Origin of the sequence: Ideonella livida, assembly GCF_010499455.1 — a bacterium.
In the GTDB taxonomy this organism is placed as follows: Bacteria; Pseudomonadota; Gammaproteobacteria; order Burkholderiales; family Burkholderiaceae_C; genus Ideonella; species Ideonella livida.
The window spans coordinates 92,362-109,973 of the sequence record NZ_JAAGOH010000010.1 but is presented as its reverse complement, the minus strand read 5'-3'; the positions used below and the strand labels follow the sequence as shown (position 1 = coordinate 109,973).

The 17,612-nt window shown below is 73.3% G+C and carries 12 protein-coding genes; 4 read left to right on the top strand and 8 right to left on the bottom strand.

Features of this window, described 5'->3' with window-relative positions; translation table 11 throughout:
• Positions 1 to 6 precede the first annotated feature (6 nt).
• Positions 7 to 1,743, top strand: a complete 1,737-nt coding sequence (locus G3A44_RS10350) for a DUF4139 domain-containing protein (protein ID WP_163457436.1) — start codon at positions 7 to 9, stop codon at positions 1,741 to 1,743.
• On the opposite strand, the gene G3A44_RS10345 is transcribed toward G3A44_RS10350, so the two are convergent.
• The 5 genes from G3A44_RS10345 to hemP form a co-directional block, all read right to left on the bottom strand.
• Positions 1,703 to 5,038, bottom strand: coding sequence for a hybrid sensor histidine kinase/response regulator (locus tag G3A44_RS10345; protein WP_163457435.1), 3,336 nt, complete (start codon positions 5,036 to 5,038; stop codon positions 1,703 to 1,705). The two genes, G3A44_RS10350 and G3A44_RS10345, sit on opposite strands and share 41 nt — an antisense overlap.
• Entirely contained in the window at positions 5,035 to 6,099 is a 1,065-nt protein-coding gene (locus G3A44_RS10340) for an ABC transporter substrate-binding protein (RefSeq protein WP_163457434.1), read from the bottom strand. The genes G3A44_RS10345 and G3A44_RS10340 overlap by 4 nt, the downstream gene beginning before the upstream one ends.
• Positions 6,100 to 6,168: 69 nt before the next feature.
• On the bottom strand, positions 6,169 to 7,611 hold the full coding sequence (locus G3A44_RS10335; RefSeq protein WP_163457433.1) for a DUF2325 domain-containing protein: 1,443 nt from the start codon (positions 7,609 to 7,611) through the stop codon (positions 6,169 to 6,171).
• 35 nt (positions 7,612 to 7,646) lie between these two features.
• On the bottom strand, positions 7,647 to 8,621 hold the full coding sequence (locus G3A44_RS10330; protein WP_163457432.1) for a hypothetical protein: 975 nt from the start codon (positions 8,619 to 8,621) through the stop codon (positions 7,647 to 7,649).
• Between the two features lie 193 nt (positions 8,622 to 8,814).
• Positions 8,815 to 9,003, bottom strand: coding sequence for a hemin uptake protein HemP (hemP, locus tag G3A44_RS10325; protein ID WP_163457431.1), 189 nt, complete (start codon positions 9,001 to 9,003; stop codon positions 8,815 to 8,817).
• Positions 9,004 to 9,310: 307 nt separating this feature from the next.
• On the opposite strand from hemP, the gene G3A44_RS10320 reads away from it, so the two are divergent.
• Entirely contained in the window at positions 9,311 to 9,679 is a 369-nt protein-coding gene (locus tag G3A44_RS10320) for a hypothetical protein (RefSeq protein ID WP_163457430.1), read from the top strand.
• A 388-nt stretch (positions 9,680 to 10,067) separates the two neighbouring features.
• On the opposite strand, the gene fur is transcribed toward G3A44_RS10320, so the two are convergent.
• The 3 genes from fur to G3A44_RS10305 form a co-directional block, all read right to left on the bottom strand.
• Positions 10,068 to 10,541: a ferric iron uptake transcriptional regulator gene (gene fur, locus G3A44_RS10315; RefSeq protein ID WP_163457429.1), complete on the bottom strand. Its 474-nt coding sequence runs from the start codon at positions 10,539 to 10,541 to the stop codon at positions 10,068 to 10,070.
• Positions 10,542 to 10,631: 90 nt separating this feature from the next.
• Entirely contained in the window at positions 10,632 to 11,294 is a 663-nt protein-coding gene (locus G3A44_RS10310) for a nucleoside/nucleotide kinase family protein (protein WP_163457428.1), read from the bottom strand.
• A gap of 180 nt (positions 11,295 to 11,474) precedes the next feature.
• Positions 11,475 to 12,620, bottom strand: coding sequence for a porin family protein (locus tag G3A44_RS10305; protein ID WP_163457427.1), 1,146 nt, complete (start codon positions 12,618 to 12,620; stop codon positions 11,475 to 11,477).
• Positions 12,621 to 13,325: 705 nt separating this feature from the next.
• Here G3A44_RS10305 and G3A44_RS10300 point away from each other — a divergent pair.
• A complete protein-coding gene (locus G3A44_RS10300) occupies positions 13,326 to 14,456 on the top strand; it encodes an efflux RND transporter periplasmic adaptor subunit (protein WP_163457426.1) in 1,131 nt (376 codons plus the stop codon).
• 42 nt (positions 14,457 to 14,498) lie between these two features.
• On the top strand, positions 14,499 to 17,573 hold the full coding sequence (locus tag G3A44_RS10295; protein ID WP_163457425.1) for an efflux RND transporter permease subunit: 3,075 nt from the start codon (positions 14,499 to 14,501) through the stop codon (positions 17,571 to 17,573).
• Positions 17,574 to 17,612 lie beyond the last annotated feature (39 nt).

Here is a 17,612-nt window from a genome sequence, read left to right as displayed (position 1 = left end):
GATCCCATGCCTGCCATCCCAGAGGCCGTGCCGGCCCTGCGCCCCTTCTCTGCTGCCCGCTGCCTGAACGGACCGGCTGCCGCGGCCACCCTGGCCTTGTGCGCCGCCTCCGCGCTGGCGCAGGGGACGGCCCCGGCACCGGCGGGCGCGCCTGCCGGGCGGGTCGAGCGTGTCACCGTCTACCCTGGCCTGGCCCAGGTGGAGCGCAGTGCCGTGGTGGCCGCCGGCGCCCGTGAGCTGGTGCTGGACTGCCTGAGCCCCCGCCTGGACATGGCGAGCTTGCAGGTGGAGGCGCCCGAGGGGGTGCGCCTGGGTGCGGTCAGCAGCACGGTGCGCCCACGGGCCGAGGTGCCGGCCTGCGCACAGAGCCCGTTGGATGGGCGCATCCGGGCCCTGGAAGAGCGGCTGTCCGCCCTGAACGCCGAGCATGCCAGCCATGAGCTCGTGCTGGCCTGGCTGCGCGCGCCGGCGGGTCCGGCGGCCGTGACCGAGGACGGCCGTGGCCCGTCCTCCGCTGCGCCTGGGGGTGGCCGGCCGCTGCCCACCGGGGCCGCGGCCCTGCAGGGCTGGCTGGCCGGGGTGCAGAAGAGCGGTCAGGGCGCCCTGGAGGCCCAGGCTCGTCTGTCCCGAGAGCGGGAGGGGGTGGAGGCCGAGCTGCAGCCCCTGCTGGCCGAGCGTGAGCGCACCCAGGGCCAGGCCGCTGAGGTGCGACAGTTGCGCATCGCCCTGAGCACACCCCGAGATCAGGCGCTGCGGGTGGTCTACCAGGTGCCTGGCCCCACCTGGGCGCCGGCCTATCGCGCCCAGCTTGACACCGCCGCCGCCGCTGGGCCCCAGGTGCTGCTGGAGCGCCAGGCGCAGGTCAGCCAGCACACCGGTGAAGACTGGCAGGCCGTGGCCCTGCGCCTGTCCACCGGCTCACCCCGAGGGGCCACCGCCGGCCCTGAGCCCCGACCCTGGGCGTTGCAGGTGCGTCAGCCGCGTCCGGCCATGGCGCTGGCCGCACCGATGGCCATGGCCGCTCCGATGCCCGCCCCTGCGCCGGGTGCCGAGCGGCTGCAGGCCCGCGCCGCCAAGGTGGAGGCCGATGAGCCGCCGGCCTTTGCGGTGCAGGCGGTGGAGGGGGAGTTCGCCACCGAGTTCGAGGTAGCGGGTCGGGTGTCGGTGGCCTCGGGCGGTCAGCAGGTGGCCTTCACCCTGGACCAGCAGCGCCTGCCAGCGCGGCTCAAGGTGCGCACCGTGCCGGCCCAGGACGCTTCGGCCTGGCTGTTGGCCGAACTGGACCGTCCCGAGGGCGTCTATCCCGAAGGCCCGCTGCAGCTGTGGCGCGGTGGGCAGGTGGTGGGCCGCAGCGTGCTGCGCGCGGCCGATCCCCTGGGTTGGCAGCTGCCCTTTGGCCGCGACGAGCGCGTGCGTGTGCGGGTGCTGCCGTCCCAGACGCAGCAGGCCAGCGGCGGCTTCATCGGCAGCCGTCAGGAGCGGCGGGTGGCGCGGGTCTACGAGGTGGAGAACGGCCACCGCAGCCCGGTGGCGCTGGAGGTGCTGGAAGCGGGGCCGGTCTCGCTGGATGAGCGCATCACGGTGCAGCGCCAGTTCCAGCCCGCGCCCGCGGCAGGCGACTGGCAGGACCAGCCGGGCGTGGTGGCCTGGACGCCGACGCTGGCCCCGGGCTCACGCCTGCGGCTGCAGGCCGATTACCTGATCAGCCATCCGCGGGACTTGGCACTGGAGGAGCGTCGCTGAGCGACGCCGGTGCCTGCAGGGCCTGAGGCAGTGCCTGCACCAGGGCCTGCAGGGCCTCCAGCAGACCGGGCAGGGCGGCGGTGTCCGCCTCGGTCTGCACCAGCCGCGCCACCAGCGCCGGCGCTCCCAGGGTGCCCAGCGTGCCCTTGAGCCGGTGCAGGCGGTGGGCCAGGGCCTCAACCTGGCCTTCGCTGGCCAGGCGCTGCAGGTGGGCGGCCTCGTCGCCATGCTGGCTCAGGAACATCTGCAGCAGGCGGCCGTAGAGCGCGGTGTTGTCCTTGACCTGGTGCAGGCCCAGGTCCACGTCCAACCCGGGGACCTGCCGCCAGCGCGCCACCGGGTCCGCCGTCCCCGCGGCCGGCGCGCTGGCTCCTGGGTTCGCCGCACCGGTAGCCTCCCCCGGCGCCGATGCCAGCGGTGCCGGGGGCTCCGCACGTTGCAGCCAGCGGCGCAGCACCTGCTCCAGCGTGGCCGGGTCCACCGGCTTGGCAATGAAATCGTCCATGCCCGCGGCCTGGCAGGCGGCGCGGTCCTCGGCAAAGGCGTTGGCGGTCATGGCGATGACCGGCACCGGGCCCAGGCCGGGCAGGGCGCGCAGGCGGCGGGTGGCCTCCAGCCCGTCCAGGCGCGGCATCTGCATGTCCATCAGGATGAGGTCGAAGCCAGCGGTCCGGCCCTGCACCGCTTCCAGGGCGGCCAGGCCATCCTCGGCCAGGCTGACCTGCAGGCCCATGGCGCGCAGCAGGTGGCTGCTGACCTCCTGGTTGAGCAGGTTGTCCTCGACCAGCAGCACATGGCGGCCAGCCGTCCAGTCTGGGGTCTGACCCGGGGCGGGCGCGGGCGGGGGCAGCGTGGGCAGGGCGGCCGGCAGGCGGTCGGGCCCGGGCAGTAGCGTAATCAGCAGGTCGTGCAGTTGCGAAGGGGAGACCGGCTTGGGCAGCACCCCGGCGATGCCGTGCTCCCGCAGCAGGCTGGTCGCCGGCAGCGTGCCCACCGCCGAGACCAGCACCAGCACCGGGCAACGCTCCAGGGTGCGGTCGCGCAGGCGCTGGGCGGTGGCCAGGCCGTCGATGCCGGGCATGCGCCAGTCCAGCAGCACCAGGGCGAAGGGGTCGCCATCGAGTTCGGCCTCGCGCACGGCCGTCAGGGCCGCCAGGCCGGAGTCGGCGGCAGCGGTGCGCCAGCCCAGCAGGGCCAGGCGCTCGCGAAGCACCTCGCGTGCCTCGGGCAGGTCGTCCACCACCAGGGCGCGCTGGCCCGCAAAGGGGCGGTGGGCCGGCACCTGGCGCAGCGGGGCCTGGGCCGGTTGCAGGTCGATGTCGAACCAGAAGCAGCTGCCCACACCTTCTTGGCTGTCGGCCTGGAGCTGGCCGCCCATGAGCTGTACCAGGCGCTGACTGATGGCCAGTCCCAGCCCGGTGCCGCCAAAGCGCCGGGTGGTGGAGCGGTCACCCTGCTCGAAGGCCTGGAACAGGCGCGCCCGCGCCTCGGGCCCCATGCCGATGCCGGTGTCCCGCACCTCCAGCCGCAGCGGCACCGGCCCGCCCGGCGTCCACACGGCACCTGGCACCAGGCTCACGTTCAGCCGGACATGGCCGCGTTCGGTGAACTTGACGGCGTTGCCCAGCAGGTTGATGAGCACCTGGCGCAGGCGCAGCGGGTCGCCGTGCAGGTGGGTGGGCACGTCCGGCGCAATGCGCTCGACCAGTTCGATGCCCTTGGACGCGGCGCGTTCGCCCAGCACCTCGCAGGCCTGTTCCACCAGCTCGTCCAGGGCGAAGTCCACCGGGTCCAGGTGGAGCTTGCCGGCCTCGATCTTGGAGAAGTCCAGGATGTCGTTGAGGATGTCCAGCAGGTGCCGGGCCGCGCCCTGCAGCTTGTCCAGGTAGCCCAGCTGGGTGGCGCTGGCGCCCTGGCGGGTGAGGTGGGCCAGGCCGATGATGGCGTTCATCGGGGTGCGGATCTCATGGCTCATGTTGGCCAGGAATTCGCTCTTGGCCCGGGTGGCGGCCTGCGCCAAGTCGCGCGAGCGGGCCAGCTCGGCGGTGCGGCTGTTCACCAGCTCTTCCAGGTGATGGCGGTGGCGGGCCAATTCCTCGTCCACGCGCTGGCGTTCGGTCACGTCACGGGCCACGGCGGTGTAGAGCCAGCGGCCGTCGGCCAGGCGCAGGCGGGAGATGCCCACCTCCAGTGCCAGGGCGCTGCCGTCGCGGTGGCGGCCACGCACCACGCGGCCTTGGCTCATGCGGCGCCCACGCGGGATGTCCTCGGCGGCATAGTGCTGCATCAGCGCCTGGTGGGCCGGCCCCATGCCCGCGGGCAGCAGGCGGTCCAAAGGCTGGCCGGTGATTTCTCGGGCCAGGTAGCCGAAGAGCTGCTCGGCCGCGAGGTTGAAACGCTCGATGCGCCCTTCCGGTGTGACGGTGATGATGGCGTCCGGCGCCGCGCTCACCAGTTCGCGCAGGTGGTGTTCCGAGTCCTCCAGGCGCTGCACCTGGCGGACCAGCGTGTCGGCCATGGTGTTGAAGCTCTCGGCCACCGCCTGCAGTTCCTGGGCGCGCTGGGGTTTGACCCGGCTCTCCAGTTGACCTTGGGCCAGGCGCTCGGCCGCGCGCTGCAGTTGGCCCAGCGGCAGCAGCAGGCCGCGCAGCAGCAGCAGGTAGAGCAGGCCCGCGCCCAGTAGCAGCAGTCCGGCGTCGGGCAGGTGGTCCTGCAGCGAGCGCTGGCGCATGGCGGCCAGCGCTTCGCCCAGCTCGTAGCGCAGTACCACCACCACCTGGCCGCGGCCCCGCAGGTTGTTGCCGTCATCCTGCCAGGGCAGGGCCTGCAGCACCATCAGGCTGTGGTGCACGGGGTCCAGGTGCACCTGGGCGTCGCCGCCGGGCCGCAGGGTGCTCAGCCAGGGCGCCTGCAGGCCGTCCAGGGCTTCGGCGGGCTGCCCGATACGCGCGCTTTGGCTGCTGATCCACACCTGGCCCTGGGCGTTGACGATGGCCGCCAGGCCCAGGTGCCGCTGGGTGGCCGTGCGCGCCACCAGCTCGGTCAGCAGCGCCAGGTCACGGCCCTGGGAGCGCTCGGCCACCACGGTCAGCACGCCCAGCTGGTGCAGGGCATCGGCCTGGGTCTCCTGCCACAGCACCGCCTCGTCACGGGCGAGCTCGCGCAACAGGGTCAGGCCCATGCCGGCCAGCGTGAGCACCAGCAGCAGCAGCGGCACCGCCCAGCGCAGGGGCCAGCGCCAGGGGCGGCGGGCCCCAGGGGAGGACGCGGTCTCTGGGGGGGCGGCGGGCTTCACAGCAGCTCCCGGGGCAGCAGGTCATGACGCACCATCCCGTCCAGCGGGGGCGCCTGCGCCAACAGGCCGGCCTGCAGCATCAGCTGCACCAGCTCGCGGGCCTGGCCGGGCAGGCCGCGCTCGCCGCCGCCCATGAGTCGCAGGTTGGCGGGGATGTCGGGCAAGTCCAGCAGGGCGAAGGCGCCGGGGACCTCGGTGGCCGGCAGCTGCAGGCGTGGCGCCAGCACGGTGCTGACGTTGGTGGGGTCCTCGCGCCAGCGGCGCAGGGCCAGGAAGTGGGCCAGCACCAGGTGGCGGGCCGCCTCCAGGCGGGCGGGATCGTCCAGCACATCGGCCCGCAGGGCCAGGGTGTCGACAATGCGCCCGGGGATGTCGGCGCTGCTGAACAGCGGCACCGCGCCGGATTGCAGCAGCTGACTGCGTACTGGCTCATAGGTCACCAGGGCCTCCACCTGGCGTTGGCGGAAGGCCCGGGCATGCTGGTCGATGGTCAGGTCCACCCGCTGGATGTCACGCAGCTGCAGGCCGGCGCGGCGCAGGAAGGCGTCCAGCATCACCGCCCCGACTGCGCCGGGCTCCACCCCGATGCGGTGGCCGCGCAGCTGGTCCAGGGCTGCCATGGGCCGACGACCCAGCACCACATCGGCGCCGTGCGACACGTCCAGCACCGCCACGATGACCAGCGGCAGACCCCGTTCACGGGCGGTGATCACCTCGTCCAGCGTCAGGCAGGCGCCCTCGAGCACCTGGGCGGCCAGGGCCCGCAGGCTGGCGCTGGCGCTGGGCAGCTCGATCAGGCGGGCGCGCCGCGGGTCCAGCAGATGGTGGTGGCGCGCCAGGTAGAGCAGCTCGTACCCGGGCCAGGGATGGGCACCGATGCGCAGCGGCGTACCGGGCGCTGCGGCGTTGCAGCCGCCCAGGGTGGACAGGGCGGCCAGCCCGCCCACGCCGGCCAGGCCCGCCCAGCCAGCCCAGCGGACCATGGCGGCGGCGGCGCCCAGCGGGGGCAGGCTCAGCAGTTCACGGCGCCGCCAGCGGCGGGTCTTGGGGTTGGGCGGCACGGCAGGGTCAAGGGCTCAAGCGTCCAGCGGCTGCTGACGGGGTGTCAGCGGCGCGGACGATTGTGGGCCTTATCGACCCGGTGTGTCTTCGCCTTGAGGGGAGAGCCCGACGGCCAGCAGGGATGCGGCGGACGCCGCGGGCACTTCGGTCAGCGGCTGCAGCCGCCAGAGGGCCTGGCGCAGCGCGTGCTGGCTGGGGCGCTCGATGAACACGCAAGGTTTGCCGGTGCGCCGGCAGTGGCTCTTGACCCGCCAGTAGGCGTTGTGGCTGACACAGCCGGCCTGGCAAATCACCAGGTCGGCCGCGGCGAGCGTGGCCTCCAGGCGGTCGGCATGGTCTTCGACCCCGCCGTCGTGGTGCAGGAAACGGGCGCCGGAGGACTCCACCAGCTCGCGGTAATCGGGCACGCTGCCGGTGCGCCCACCCACGCACAGCACGGCGCGGCCCTCCAGCCGTTCCGCGGCGTCCTCGGCGGGGGCGCCCGCCGGGTGCGGGCCCAGGGGGGCGGACGCGTGGGCCGGCCCTGCCGCCCCGCTGGCGCCGGCCGCCTCGGGTTGGGCCGCGCGCCACTGGCGCAGCTCCGCCCAGGCCTCGTGCGCCCGCTGGCGGGCGCGGGCCAGCTCGTCGTCCCGGCGGGTCAGCTGGCGCTGCAGGTCCTGCGCCCGCTGGCGCAGCTGGGCCACCTCCTCGGCCAGGGCCTGGCGCTCGGGCAGTCCCGGGTGGGCTTGCTCCAGTCCGCGCAATTCGTCCCAGAGCGCGGCGATCTGGGTGTCCCGGCTGAGGATGTCGGCCCGCAGCTGCATGGCCTGGGCCTGCAGCTGCTCGATGCGCCGGGTCTGCTGTCCGCTGACCTCGGTGGCCCGGCGCTGGGCCGCCGCCAGCGCGCGGGTAAGCACGGCGTTCTCATCGGCCAGGGCCTGCAGCCGGGCCCAGTCGGCCCGGTCGGTCGCCCCGGCCTGGTGCTGCAGCATGTGCACCGTCTGCAGCACCAGCTCCTCCAGGGCCGCATCGCAGCGCGGGTGGGTCAGCGTGGACCAGAAGGCTGCCGGCCAGGCGCTGGCCTGGCGCACCTGCTGCTGCCACCATTCGGCCAGCTCCTCACGGGTCTTGAGCGCCCGGGCCTGGCGAAGCGTCAGGTCAAAGCGCTGGTCCAGCGCCTTCTGTATCGCCTCGGCCAGGGGCCCGCGCTGGCGGCACAGGCTGTTGGCCTGCACATGGATCTCGTAGTCGCTGGCCTCGCGGGGCAGGCCGTGGCGCAGGCCCAGTTGGCGCAGCGCGCCCATGGGCAGGCAGACGCCGACCACCGGGCAATGGGCGTGAGGTCCCAGCTCCCACAGCCGGCGCCGCCGCGATCCGGCACCGGGGGCCTCAACCGCTGCACCGGAAGGGACCTCGGCGGCGGCGGGGGCCGTCGCCGGGCCCACCTGGGCGGGGGCGATGCCGGGCAGGGCGCCGGTGGCCTCAAGCAGGGCGGAGAACAGGCGGGACGGGGCGCGCGTGGGCTGGCACATGGGCGTCGGGCTCGGGCAAGACTTGGGGGCGTGGCTCAGCGGGGCGCCAGCACGGACAGCAGGGCCTGCCAGGGGCAGGACGGCCGGTCGTGGTCGGCCGGCCCCAGCAGCATCCAGGCCTGCGGGCCGGGCAGACTGGCCAGCAGACGCTGGGCCAGGCCGCGGGGGGTGGGCAGGGCCAGCCGCCACAGGGCGGCCGGGGTCCAGGTGCCGGGCCGTGGCAAGCGGTTGGCCGGCAGGGCCACCGTGGCGAGCAGCCCGGTCTGCAGCACCTGGGCCTGCAGGTCCAGTCCCCGCGCTGCGGCCAGGGCGAACAGGTCGCCCCAGCCTTCGGTTTCCAGGGCCTGCGCCGCTTGGCGACCCAGTGCGGCCACGGCCCCATGCCAGCCCTGGCCCTGGGCGGCCAGCCAGGCGGGCAGTTGCGTGGCCTGGCGCAGCTCGGTCCAGGTGGCGGCAGGAGGCAGGTGGACCGGCGTAGCGGCCAGGGGGACCAGGGGAGGGGTCGGCTCGCACAGGCGTGCCGCCAGGCTGGCCAGGGCCTCCCCGGCTTCCAGGGCCACCTCCAGCACCAGGCCGGGGTGCCCGGCCGGGTCGTAGGTGCGCAGGCTGTGCCGCATGCCGTGCGGAGCCTGCTCGATGACCAGGTAGCAGGACGGCATGGCCGCCCGTGCGGCCGGCGACAGGGTCAGCGGCGCCTGCAGCGGACAGTTCAGGGGGCTGAGGGCGGTGGCCTGCACCGTCCGGTCGCCTGTCCAGGGGGCTGGCCAGCGCAGCCGCAGGTGGGGCAGCAGGCCCGGTGTGGCGGTCCAGGCCGCCAGGTCTTCGGGGGATGGCTGCAGCCGCAGCAAGCGCAGGGCGGTCGGCCCCGTCGGGGCTGGCTGGCGGGTCTGCAAGGCCAGCCACAGGCCTTCGGGCAGATCCGCCTGCCGGGCGGCCCAGGCCAGGGGATCGTTCCCCAGGAGGGTGGGGTCGGCGGCGCGCTGGCGGGACAGGGGCGTCGGAGCGTTCATGACCAGCGTTCTCCTGTGCAGGGGCGGCGGGGTGGCCGCGTCCGGGGCGGGAGGAAAAGGCAGCGCGGGCTGGCGTGGGCTGGCGGTGCGCCGAGGAAAAGAGGGCGGTGGCAGCGACTGCCGGGACCGGCCCCATGGCTTTGATGCGCGCCCGCAGGGCACCGACGGCAGGCGCCGGTGCCCCAGGCGTGGGTCACTTGGTGAGGATGAGTTTGCCCAGGGCGGTCAGGCTCAGCCGGTAGACCTGATCGCCGTGGACGATGTGGGCCTGCCCTTGGGGGCCCAGCAGCTGTTCGCTGTGCCATCGGGGTGGCGCGGCAGGGGGCGCGGACACCGGGGCGGGCGTGGCTTCCGGGCGGGGTAGGGTGGTGGGAGAGGACATGGATGCATCGTAATGCGAACGATTCGCATTAGCAAGCTTGTCGTGCCGGTTTGGCGTCATGTCACCAGGTTTGTCCGATGGGCGGAGGGTCTGGGGTGGACCGGCGGCGGAGGGGGCACGCGAGCTTGGCGGCGGGCCTGCGCCGGGTGGGGCGGTGTCCGGTGGCGGTATGTCCTTGCTTGCAATGCGTATTTAAATGCGAATCGTTCGCGTTATTATCTGTGAGGCGAAGCGTGGTGGTCGTGGTGGTGATTCCACGTCCGACGCTGCAACTGACCGTCTTCATTCTTCTTTCTGCCCCATGTCCATGCCTCCACATTCCGAATGCCCTGGCACTGACGCTCCGCAAGCGCCCGATGTGCAGACCCTGCTGATGGCCACGCTGGCCCTGATGACCGCCTGGGCGGCGCCGTGTCCGCAGTCCCGCCTGGGGCCGCAGGCGCTTCGCCGGGTGCTGGCCCGCAAAATCAGCGCCCACCTGCTCCTGCTGCAGTTGCATCCGCAAGCCAGCGGTGGTGCCCGCCAGATCGCGGTTCAACTGCAGAACCGCTGGGAGGCGCTGTCGGCGCAAGGGGCCGACGTCGTCAGGCCGGATGACGGCGGTGCAGCCGCGTGTGACGCACCGGCGGTGGCGACCACGGCCCCGGCGGGAGCGGTGACGGGGTGGGTGCACTGATGGGGCGCGTCTCCGTGCCGCAGGCGGCAGCGTCCGCGGGGCGCCATGACCGGGACGCCCGACGTCGGATGGGGACGCGGGGGCGGCGCGTGCCGCGCCTGCAGTGCGCCTGCTGCACGGGCGAGGCAAGGCACGAGCCGGCCTGGCGCCGCCGTTGGCTGCTTGGGGCGCAGGGGGAGGCCGGCGGGGCAGTCGGTCCGGTCGGCTGCGGCAGCCCCGTTGGCGCCGGTGGTGCCGGCGAGCCATGAGGCGCGACACCCGTCTGCGTGCCGTCCTGGACTGGGCCCTGGTGCTGGCCGTGGTGGCGGCGGTCTATCTGTTTGTGCCGCTGCAGGCCTGATTTGGCGGCGGGTGGCCCCTGGCGCAGGGGGCACCCGCCGTGCGGCGGTCAGCGCAAGCCGAGGGCGCCGCGGCCGGACTCCGCCTGGGCCTGGCAGGCGGGCGCATCGCACAGGCCGTAGAGGGCCAGCGAGTGGGCGCGCAGTGCAAAGCCACGCGCCTGGGCCACGCGGTGCTGCAGGCCTTCAATGACCGGGTCGTGGAATTCTTCGACCTTGCCGCAATGCAGGCAGACCAGGTGGTCGTGGTGTTCGCCTTCGTTGAGCTCGTACACCGCCCGGTCGTTGTCGAACTGGCTGCGCAGCAGCAGGCCTGCCTGCTCGAACTGGCTGAGCACGCGGTACACGGTGGCCAGCCCGATGTCGGCATCGCGCGCCAGCAGGGCGCGGTACACCTCTTCCGCGCTCAGGTGGCGCTGCGACGAGTCCTGGAACACCTCCAGGATCTTCAGACGGGGCAGGGTGGCCTTCAGGCCGGTGGTCTTGAGCTCGGCGGCGTTGCGTTCGACGGGGGTGTGGGGCATGGGCGATCCTGAGGTCTGCGCCCATTATTGCAAATGGGAATGTTTCGCGTTTGCTTATCCCTCCGGGCCTCGCGTCTGGCCGGGGGGGCTTCAGTCCAGCGGGCAGACCCAGTCGGCGCGGTGGGCGCTGGCCTCGATGCGCCGGGCATTGGCCTCGTCGCTGCGGGCCACCCAGGCGGCGGCGGCTTCGGGGGAGCGGCCATGGTGGATGTGGCGGGCCACCAGGCGGCTGACCCGCAAGTCGGGGTCCACGCCCACATACCAGCAGGCGTCCAGCAGGGGGCGCACGCCAGCCCAGGCGCCCTCCTCCAGCAGCAGGTAGTTGCCTTCGACCAGCAGCACCGGCACCGTGGCGGGGACCGGCACGGCACCGGCCACCGGCTCCTCGATCTCGCGCCGGAAGGCGGGGGCGTAGACCACCTCATCCGGGGTGGCGTGCCGCAGGCGGCGCAGCAGGTGGACAAAACCAGCCGCGTCAAAGGTGTCCGGCGCGCCCTTGCGCGCGGCACGTCCCAGCCGTTCCAGTTCAGCCTGTGCCAGGTGAAAGCCGTCCATCGGCACGATGACGGTGTGCTGCGGGCGGGCCCGGTGCAGGGCCTCGGCCAAGGTGCTCTTGCCGGCCCCCGGGGGGCCGGCCAAGCCCAGCAGGCGCCGTCCCCCCTGGGTGATCAGCGCATCCAGGCGTTGCAGGGCGGCGGCAGGGGGCAGGGCTGCGGCGGCTGGCGCCGGCGAGGGGGCGGAGGCGGGGTACATGCCCCGATCTTAGGCAACCGGCGTTGCCGGTGGCCGGTGGAGTCCCAACGACGTCCGTCCTGGAGGGCCACCCGCCTGAAATCGGGTGGCAGCCCCGCTCGCGGGCTCAAGCCGGGGGAGGGTCAGCCGCATGCCACACCCTCCCGGTCCATGGGTTCCGGCCCTGTGGGCCGGGACGGGTCAGAAGAACAGGATGCCGCCCAGGGCCAGGCCGTTCATGCGGGCCTCGCTGCCGTCCGCGGCCTTGGAGACGGTGCGGGTGCTCTCGCCCACCAGGGTCAGGCTCTTGGTCAGGCCGTGGTACACGCCCAAGGTGGTGGCCGTGTTGGTCTCCACATTGCTGCCCACCTGGTCCTTGAGCTTGCTTTGGCCATGGCTCAGGCCCAGCTTGGTGGCCGCGGTGGCCTGCCAGGTGGCTTGCAGCAGGGTGTGGCTGCCCTTGCCGTCGCCGTTGTCCCCGTCGGCCAGCAGGCCCAGGCCCTTGCCCTGCTGCAAGTTGGCCAGCAGGCCCAGGCCTCCCACGGTGTAGGACACCCCCACCTCGGTGCCGTTCATGGTGAAGCCGTCGGCGCCGCCCGCGCCTTCGAACTTCTGCTGCTTGACCCCCAGCCAGGCCTTGCCGGCGTTGCCCAGCTTGAGCGTGCCCTGCACCTGCACCTGGGGCGTCTTGCCGGCCACCGCGCTGGCGTTGGCGTAGGCGTCCACCGGGCTGACCAGGGCGGCGGTGAGGCTGAAGTCGCCCAGGGCCGGGGTGGTGTAGGCCATCTGGCCATACATGCCCAGGAAGCTGTAGCCCGCGCCGATGTGGCCCAGCGTCACCCGGTTGGCCTGCGTGGCGTTGACGGTGGCGCCGGCGCCCAGCAGGGTCATGTCCCCCAGGATGGCGTTGGCGCCGAAGAGGCCGTAGTCGCGGCCCAGCTTGACGGTGCCCATGCTGGCGTTGCCGAAGGTCAGGAAGCCTTGGCGCACGTCGACGTTGCTGTTGTTGGCGATGGAGGAGTCCGAGGACACGGCCGAGCCGATGATCAGGGTGGCGCCGATGTCATAGCCGTCCTGCGTGGTCTTGGCGCCCACGCTGATGACGTTGGGCAGCAGGCCGTTGCCGATGGTGGTGGACTTGTCGGCACCGCCGCAGCCCAGGGCGCGTCCGCCCAGGGCCAGGCCCCCCACGGCGTCGCCGCTGCAGCTGCTGCTGGTGTAGTAGGCGTTGACGATGCCGCCCAGGCTCAGGGTCCAGTCGCCGGCCTTGAAGTCGGCGGCCTGGGCCGGCAGGGTGGCGAGCGTGGCGGCGGCGGCCAGGGCGGTGAGGGCGAGGCGGTGCTTCATGGTGCTTGTCTCCAGTGAGGCGCGAGGTGCGTGTGGGTGGAATGGGGAGGCGGCCCGGCCGGCGCCCCGTGGGTGGCGTGGCCGTCCGGGCGGGACGGGCTCGGGTGCTGTGGGCGGGTCGGGCCAGGGGTGGACCCGGCGGGCCCCCAGGGATGCTGGGAGCGGGGCGGGCGGCGGCTTGTGGCACGGTCCGTCCGACCCCAGCGTCATCGCAGGCGCCGTGCCAGCACCGGGCCGGACCGGTGGCGGTGCCGTCCTGGCGCAGGCGGTACAGCGGCGTGGCGCGTTGGCGCAGGCCCGGGTGTGCCGCCTGGCTCAGGTTGCAGCGCGGCCGGTCCGGCCTGACGCACCGGTGGGGTGGCGGGCGGGGGTTCCCGCCAGGGCCAGGTGTGACGCCGTGCCAAGCCGGCACGCGTCGTCGGCTGTGGCGTCCTGGGCCAGCCCTGCGGGTCCACCCGCGGGCCGAGTGGCCCCGCCGCCGTCCGGGACTGCGGGATGACCCGAAGGCAGGCGGGCGGCGTTGAGCGTGGGGGCGGTCCACGCCGTTCGCGGTGCCTGGGGCCGCCGCTTGCTCATAATCGGCGATCAGGGGGCGACGGGCGGCCACGGCGGTGCCGGGTGCTGCGCGCTCACCCTTCCTCTCCACCCCTGTCCACGCCTGGCCTGGTCGGCTTTGCCGGCGGCCGGCGTCTCCACGCCACTGCCATGCCTGCTGCCTGCCTGCGCCTGCGTCCGCTCGCTCTTGCCCTTGTCCTGCTGCTGGGAGGGGCGGCCGCCGCGCAGCCGGCCTCCGCCCCGCCGCGGCCAGCCCTGACGGTCACCACCGTCGCCCCCGCCACGGCCCAGTGGGCCCAGCCCCTGCCTGCGGCGGGTGTGATTGCCGCCTGGCAGGAGGCGGTGGTGGCCGCTGAGGGCGCGGGCGGTCGCCTGGTGGAGGTGGCGGTGCAGGTGGGAGACAAGGTGCGCAAGGGCCAGGTGCTGGCCCGCCTGGCCACCGAGACCCTGCAGGCCGACCTGGCCCAGTCCCGCGCTGGCCTGGCCGAGGCGCAGGCCGTGGCCGCCGAGGCTCGGGCCAACGCTGCGCGGGCCCGTGAGCTGGCCCCTGGCGGGGCCATCAGCCAGCAGGCGGCCCAACAGGCCTACACCGCGGAGGCCACCGCCGCAGCGCGGGTGGAGTCGGTGAAGGCCAGGCTGGCGGCCGACGAGTTGCGCCTGTCCCAGGCCCAGGTGCTGGCGCCTGATGACGGGGTCATCTCCGCGCGGCTGGCGGTGGTGGGCGGCTATGCCGGCACCGGGCAGGAGCTGTTCCGCCTGATCCGCCGCGAGCGCCTGGAATGGCGGGCCGAGGTGCCGGCCGCCGAGCTGGGCCGTCTCAAGCCCGGCCTCAAGGCCCGCCTGACGACCCCGTCGGGCGAGGTGGTGGCGGGGACGGTGCGGCAGGTGGCGCCCACGGTGGAGCCTGCCACCCGCCAAGGCCTGGTCTACGTCGACCTGGCGCCGGGGGGCGGCGCCCGGGCCGGCATGCATGCCCGCGGCGAGTTTGTGCTGGGCGAACGCCCGGCACTGGTGCTGCCGCAGGCGGCCCTGGTGGCCCGCGACGGCTTCCAGTACGTGCTGGAGGTGGGGGCCGACCAGCGGGTGCGCAGCCGCAAGGTGCAGGTGGGCCGGCGCCTGGGCGGTGAGGTCGAGATCCTGTCCGGGCTGGGCGCGCAGGCCCGGGTGGTGGCCGCGGGCGGCGCCTTCCTCACCGAGGGCGACTTGGTCAAGGTGGTGGGACAGGCCCCGGCGCTGCCGTCGGGCTCTCCCGCCGCGCCGCAGGCCGCGGCCAGCCGTTGAGCGGCGCCGTCCCTCTCCAGAACGCCACGCCCACCCCGCACCATGAACGTCTCCTCCTGGTCCATTCGCAACCCGACCCCGTCGGTGCTCTTTTTCCTGCTGCTGACCTTGGCGGGTCTGCTGGGCTTTGCAGCCATGAAGGTGCAGAACTTCCCCGATGTGGAGCTGCCCATGGTCACCGTCTCGGCGGCGCTGCCGGGGGCGGCCCCCGGGCAGCTGGAGGTGGATGTCGCCCGCAAGCTCGAGAACTCCATCGCCACGCTGCAGGGGGTCAAGCACATCTACACCACGCTCTCGGATGGCATGGCCACCCTGACGGTGGAGTTCCGCCTGGAGAAGCCGCTGACCGAGGCGGTCAACGATGTGCGCGACGCCATCTCCCGGGTGCGTTCGGATCTGCCCGGCGACCTGCGTGACCCCATCGTCAGCAAACTCGATCTGGCCGCCCAGCCCATCCTGACCTACACGGTGGCCTCCAGCCGCATGGACGACGAGGCCTTGAGCTGGTTTGTGGACAAGTCGGTGACCAAGGCGCTGCTGGCGGTCAAGGGCGTGGGGGCGGTCAGCCGGGTGGGCGGGGTCAACCGCGAGGTGCAGGTCACGCTGGATCCGGGCCGCCTGTTGGCGCTGGGCGCCACCGCGGCCGATGTCTCGCGCCAGCTGCGTGCCATCCAGCAGGATGCCGCCGGGGGGCGGGCCGACGTCGGCGGCGCCGAACAGTCGCTGCGCACCCTGGCCGCCGTGGGCTCGGCCGAGGCCCTGGCGGCCATGGACATCAGCCTGTCCGACGGCCGGCGGGTGCGGTTGGACCAGATCGCCACCGTTCAGGACACGGTGGCCGAACAGCGCTCGGCCGCGCTGATCGACGGTCAGCTCGCCGTGGCCTTCGAAGTCTCTCGCTCCCGTGGCGCCGGCGAGCTGGAAGTGGCAGCCGGCGTGCGGCAGGCGCTGCAGAGCCTGCGCGAGGAGCACCCCGACATCACCGTCACTGAGGTGTTCAATTTCGTCGACCCGGTGCAGGAGAACTTCGACGGCTCGATGAAGCTGATGTACGAGGGGGCGGCGCTGGCGGTGCTGGTGGTCTGGCTGTTCATGCGCGACTGGCGGGCCACCTTCGTGGCCGCGGCCGCGCTGCCCCTGTCCATCATTCCCACCTTCGGGGCCATGTACCTCATGGGCTTCTCGCTCAACGGGGTGACGCTGATCTCGCTGTCGCTGGTGGTGGGCATCCTGGTGGACGATGCCATCGTCGAGATCGAGAACATCATGCGGCACCTGGGCATGGGCAAGACACCCTACCAGGCGGCGATGGAGGCGGCCGACGAGATCGGCCTGGCGGTGATCGCGACCACCTTCACCCTGATCGCGGTGTTCCTGCCCACGGCGTTCATGACCGGCATCGTCGGCCGCTTCTTCGTGCAGTTCGGCTGGACGGCGGCGGTGGCGGTGTTCTTCTCGCTGGTGGTGGCGCGCATGCTCACGCCGATGATGGCCGCCTACATGCTGCGGCCGGTGGCCGAGCCCGGTGCCACGCCGCGCTGGCTGGTGGTTTATGAGCGCTGGGCGGCCGCCTGCCTGCGCCACCGCTGGCGCACCGCCGCGGCCACGCTGGTGTTCTTTGTGGGCAGCTTCATGCTGGTGCCGCTGCTGCCCTCGGGCTTCATCCCGCCCGATGACCTGTCGCAGACCCAGGTGACGCTGACCTTGCCCCCGGGCAGCACCTTCCGCGACACCTTCGACGCTGCCGAGCGGGCCCGCGGCCTGGTGGCTGCACATCCGCAGGTCAAGCAGATCTACACCGCCATCGGCGGCGGCTCCGCCGGTGGCGATCCCTTTGCACCGTCCACCGGCGGCAGCGTCCGCAAGGCCACGCTGACCCTCAACCTGACCCACCGCAACGACCGCCCCGGCCTGTCCAAGCAGACCGTGGAGGCGCAACTGCGCGAGGCGCTGCTGGCCCTGCCTGGCGCGCGTGTCAAGGTGGGTCTGGGCGGCTCCAGTGAAAAGTACCAGCTGGTGCTGGCCGGCGAGGACGGCGAAGCCCTGAACCGCCACGCCGCCCAGGTCGAGCGCGAGCTGCGCGGCATCCCCGGCATCGGCGCCGTGGTCTCCACCGCCAGCCTGCAGCGGCCCGAGCTGATCATCCGCCCGGACTTCACCCGCATGGCCGACCTGGGGGTGACCACCGCCGCCGTGGCCGACACCCTGCGCGTGGCCACCAGCGGCGACTACGACCAGGCCCTGCCCAAGCTCAACCTGCCGCAGCGCCAGGTGCCGGTGGTGGTGCGCCTGCCCGATGCCGCCCGGCAGGACCTGGACCTGCTGGGCCGCCTGCCCGTGCCGGGTGCCCGTGGCATGGTGCCGCTGTCCAGTGTGGCCAGTCTGGAGGTGGCCAGCGGTCCGGCGCAGGTGGACCGGTTTGACCGCCAGCGCAACGTCAACTTCGAGATCGAGCTCAACGGCCAGCCCCTGGGCGAGGTGGAGGCCGCCGCGCTGGCCCTGCCCAGCCTGAAGGAACTGCCCCCGGGCGTCAGCCGCAGCTCCGTGGGCGATGCCGAGGCCATGGGCGAGCTGTTCACCGGCTTTGGCTTGGCCATGCTGGCGGGGGTGCTGTGCATCTATGCCGTGCTGGTGCTGCTGTTCGGCCAGTTCGTGCAGCCTGTCACCATCCTGGCGGCGCTGGTGCTGTCGGTGCCAGGGGCATTCCTGGCGCTGTTCGCCACCCGCTCGGCCCTGTCCATGCCCTCGCTCATCGGCATGATCATGCTCATGGGCATCGCCACCAAGAACTCCATCCTGCTGGTGGACTACGTGATCATCGCCCGGCGGGACCACGGCCTCTCCCGCTGGGACGCGCTGCTGGACGGCTGCCGCAAGCGCGCCCGACCCATCGTCATGACCACCATCGCCATGGGGGCCGGCATGCTGCCCATTGCCCTGGGCGTGGGGGTGGATCCCAGCTTCCGCTCCCCCATGGCCATCGTCGTCATCGGCGGCCTGATCACCTCCACCTTCCTGTCGCTGCTGGTCATCCCGGTGGTGTTCTCGGTGGTCGATGACCTGGTGCATTGGCGCGGCTGGCGATGGGGGCGCCGCGCGCCACGGCCTGCCAAATGACACGCATTGGCGTTTACCGCCGCGCCTGGGGACTTTTCA